Genomic DNA, 3,651 nt, shown 5'->3' on the forward strand with positions numbered 1-3,651 from the left:
TGTGGAGCTAAATGGATAGCCCTTATAGGTGAACAGCTTGAGTGTTGATTGGGATGCACCTTTATTGGGCGAATCTGCCTACAGATTGCCTACAGATTTTGGGGAAGCCATGAAACAGCAAGCAAACCGGGTTCGTTTGACGCCGGGCGGGTTGACGCCTTCACCTGCCCGACTGACAAGCCCCAGGCTTTTCTATGGGACACCGACACCCCGACGCTGGCACTACGGGCAACCCCGACAGGCCGAAAAACCTACGTTTTCGAATCACGCCTGAATGGTGCGACCATCCGAATCAATATCGGCACGCTGGCAGACTGGCCGATTGAAAAGGCACGCACCAAAGCCCAAGGGCTCAAAAGGTTGGTTGACGATGGCACAGACCCCCGCGAGTTGGAGCGTGACCGGCTGGCCGCCAAAGCTGCCGATAAAGCTGCCGCCACTGCCCAAGCCGTGACCGTGGGCGATGTTTGGCCGCGCTACCTTGAGGAAGGTAAGCCCAAGCGCAAAGACACGTTTAAACCCCGTTACCTTGCTGACCTTAAAGCGATGGCCGCGCCCGGTGGTGAAAAGAAAAAGCGAGGGGAGGGCGTGACACGACCGGGGCCGCTTTACCCGCTGCTGGCGCTGGCATTGCCCCAAGTGAACGAGGACACGCTCAAAAGCTGGTTTGACCGTGAAGCCAAAGCCGGTAAACACCAAGCCGCCCGCGCCCTGATGATGTTTCGGGGCTTTATGCGCTGGTGCTCTGCCCGCCCTGAATATCGTGCATTGATTGACCGTGACGCGGGCCGCGCCGCCGCCATTGTGGAAGCCCTGCCCCAAGTGACCAAGCGCGCGGATTGCCTTGAGGCAGCACAGTTACCGGGCTGGTTCGCTGGTGCTGACAAGCTGGGGAACCGAACGATTGCAACCTACCTTAAGGCGCTGCTGATAACAGGCTCACGCCGTGAAGAGATGGCCGGGCTGCGCTGGGCTGATGTGGATTTCAGGTGGAACAGACTAACGCTGGCCGACAAGGTGGACGCAACCCGCGTTATTCCGTTGACTCCTTATCTGGCGCAACAACTGGCAACCCTGCCCCGTGTGATGCTGAAGGATGGGACGCCTAACCCGTATGTGTTCGCCAGCAACGCCAAAGGGGGACGCCTGACAGAGCCCCGCGCCAGCCATGCAAAGGTGTTGCTTGATGCCGGAATCACGACCTTGACCATTCACGGGTTACGCCGTTCGTTTTCCCTGCTGGGTGAAGCTGCCGGGGCTCCAGCCGGTGCCATTGCTCAAGTGATGGGACACAAACCAAGTGCAACCGCTGAAGGCTACAGGCCGCGCAGTGTGGACGCCTTGAGGCCGTACCTTGCACAGATTGAAGCGCATATTTTGGAACAGGCCGGGATAGTGTTTGATGCCAAGGCCGCGCCCGGTGCTTTGCGTGTGGTTAATGGCTAATTGCATCTCGTAGCGTTACGAGATACAATAAAACATGATTAAGTCATTCGGCCATAAAGGGCTACAGGCATTCTTTGAACGTGGCACAAAAGCAGGCATCCGGCCAGACCATGCGTCCAAACTGGCGCGACTGCTGGCACGGCTGGACGTGGCTACCTGCGACCGGGATATGAACCTGCCGGGCTGGGGCTTGCACCCATTGTCAGAAGATTTGAAGGGGCATTGGGCCGTTTCGGTCAATGGCAATTGGCGAATGACGTTCACCTTTGACGGCACAGACGCTGTGCTGGTTGATTACATGGATTACCACTAGGAGCCACACTATGAACCGCATGTTTAACCCCCCACATCCCGGCCTGACGCTGCGTGATGATGTATTGCCCGCGCTGGGGCTGAAAGTCACCGAAGCTGCAAAGCAATTAGACGTGTCCCGCGTGGCGCTGTCCCGTGTGCTGAATGGCCGCGCTGCAATCTCGCCGGAAATGGCCCTGCGTATCGAGGCATGGCTAGGCGTGGAGCGTGGAGGCGAAGCTCGGCTATGGCTGGCAGAACAAAGCGCCTATGACGTGAGCCAAGCCCAACAAAGATTCAAGGCCGCGCCCATGCACGTTCAACCCGCGCCAGCGATGGCCGCCTAAACCAGTTTTGCCCCAGCCTAGCCTGCGACTAATTACCGCTGGCGAAAAATCGGAACCTTCACCGGCCTGGCCGGGGCTCCTTATTTGGGAGCTTCGTTGAATCCACTGTGATTTTTCAAGCCATAGCTAAGTTCAGCTTGCCACAATGAAACAGAATTCTTGCCCGGTAGTTAGTGAAGTTGCGGAACCCGCGTGCATTGGCTTTGATAAGCTGGATGGCACTATTGAATCCTTCTGCACAGGCGTTGCTGATTCCGTGTTGGCTGTAGTTGAGCAACCCTTCCTCGTGGCGGCGCAGCATCTTGACGACCTTTTTCACAGGCTCCAAGCGGCTCCTCATGGCGTTGTTGGACCAGGCTTTGAAGAACCGTTTGGCAGCACCTTTGTAGCTGTAGCTCCAGAACTGGCTGAAGTTTTCCTTGATGCACCAGGCCCGACTCGTCTTCAGATTGAGCTGGTTCAAGACCCGAAACGAGACGGCTTCAGCGCTTCGACCATCTGGGTACTTTCTCAACCAGGCTCATTTGCTGCCCGCCAATGGCGAAGTACCTGTCTGGGACAACTTGCGGTGCTCCTGCTTTCGGACAGCATCCACTGCCTCACCGAGGTACTTGGAGATGTGGAACTTGTCATGCACGATATCGGCCTGCGGCATGCACTGTCTTGCCGCATTCATGTACGCCGGCCACATATCCATGGCCACCGCCTTGACCGATGTACGTTGCTCTGGAGTAAGCGTTTCCAACAAGCTCACGGCCGCCACCAGCTTCCTCTCAGGCACCAAGTCCAGTACGCGCGAACGGTCAATGTCGGTCAGGATGCTGGCGTAGGTGTGGCCTCTCTCCGAGCTCTTCTCATCGATGCCAAGGTACGTAATCTCTTCCTTCGTACGCCGAAGCATGCCGCGCTCAACAGCGCTGACCATAATGGCGTTGACGGTGCTCCAGGACAGTCGGGTGAGCGTGCAGACTGCCTGCGTGGTGGGACAGGCCTCAAGCAGTTTGATAACAAACGCAGCCATCAAGATGGTGACACGGCTGTAGCGCTCCGCCCATGGCACCGTCAATTCTTCGACCGTGCCGTCACTGAATTTGAGTTGGGGAACACGTGCCTTGCCCACGACACGGCTGGTGTACCTGGCTGACCGTGAGGCCGACATCATGGCCTTGATGGTGCGTGCGCGCGATCTGGGCACACCGCTGGACTGGTTGCTGCGCTCCAAACACAATCGCACCTTGAGCGAGGGCGACAAACTTTGGGTCCGAGTGACAAGCGGTGAGCCTGTGGGTGAGATTCGTTTCACGCTGGCGCAGCGCCAGGGGAAACGTGCGCGTGAAGTGGCCCAAAACGTGTGGGCGCAAGCGCTGCAATTGCCCGATGGTCAAGGTGGCTTTGTGCAGGCCACCTGCATCGTCGCCAGAGAAACCGAGCCCCCCGCTGGCGACAAGCCTATCGAGTGGCGACTGCTGACAAATTTGCCAGTCGAAAACCTGGAGCAGGCGGCCCCTTAAGTTCGACACCATTTCCCCTATTTTTTGATTTCCCCCGCCCGACAGGTCAATGATTT

The 3,651-nt window shown here is 57.7% G+C and carries 3 protein-coding genes and 2 pseudogenes; 4 read left to right on the top strand and 1 reads right to left on the bottom strand.

Features of this window, described 5'->3' with window-relative positions:
* Positions 1 to 48: 48 nt before the first annotated feature.
* Genes B3V69_RS19150 through B3V69_RS19160 form a run of 3 tightly spaced genes read left to right on the top strand, consistent with a single transcriptional unit; the run spans position 49 to position 2,084 of the window.
* On the top strand, positions 49 to 1,446 hold the full coding sequence (locus tag B3V69_RS19150) for an integrase family protein (protein WP_349679235.1): 1,398 nt from the start codon (positions 49 to 51) through the stop codon (positions 1,444 to 1,446).
* 34 nt (positions 1,447 to 1,480) lie between these two features.
* Positions 1,481 to 1,759, top strand: a complete 279-nt coding sequence (locus B3V69_RS19155) for a type II toxin-antitoxin system RelE/ParE family toxin (RefSeq protein WP_296448894.1) — start codon at positions 1,481 to 1,483, stop codon at positions 1,757 to 1,759.
* Positions 1,760 to 1,769: 10 nt separating this feature from the next.
* The gene (locus B3V69_RS19160; protein WP_296448899.1) at positions 1,770 to 2,084 is read left to right on the top strand and encodes a HigA family addiction module antitoxin; all 315 of its coding nucleotides are present in this window, start codon (positions 1,770 to 1,772) and stop codon (positions 2,082 to 2,084) included.
* Between the two features lie 115 nt (positions 2,085 to 2,199).
* Here B3V69_RS19160 and B3V69_RS19165 read toward each other — a convergent pair.
* Positions 2,200 to 3,198 (bottom strand): annotated as a pseudogene (locus B3V69_RS19165) (ISL3 family transposase); the annotation flags it as partial.
* On the opposite strand from B3V69_RS19165, the pseudogene B3V69_RS19170 reads away from it, so the two are divergent.
* Positions 3,197 to 3,559, top strand: a pseudogene (locus tag B3V69_RS19170) (IS4 family transposase); the annotation flags it as partial. The pseudogenes B3V69_RS19165 and B3V69_RS19170 sit on opposite strands and share 2 nt — an antisense overlap.
* Between the last annotated feature and the right edge of the window lie 92 nt (positions 3,560 to 3,651).

This window comes from Rhodoferax sp. UBA5149 (assembly GCF_002413825.1).
GTDB lineage: Bacteria > Pseudomonadota > Gammaproteobacteria > Burkholderiales > Burkholderiaceae_C > Rhodoferax.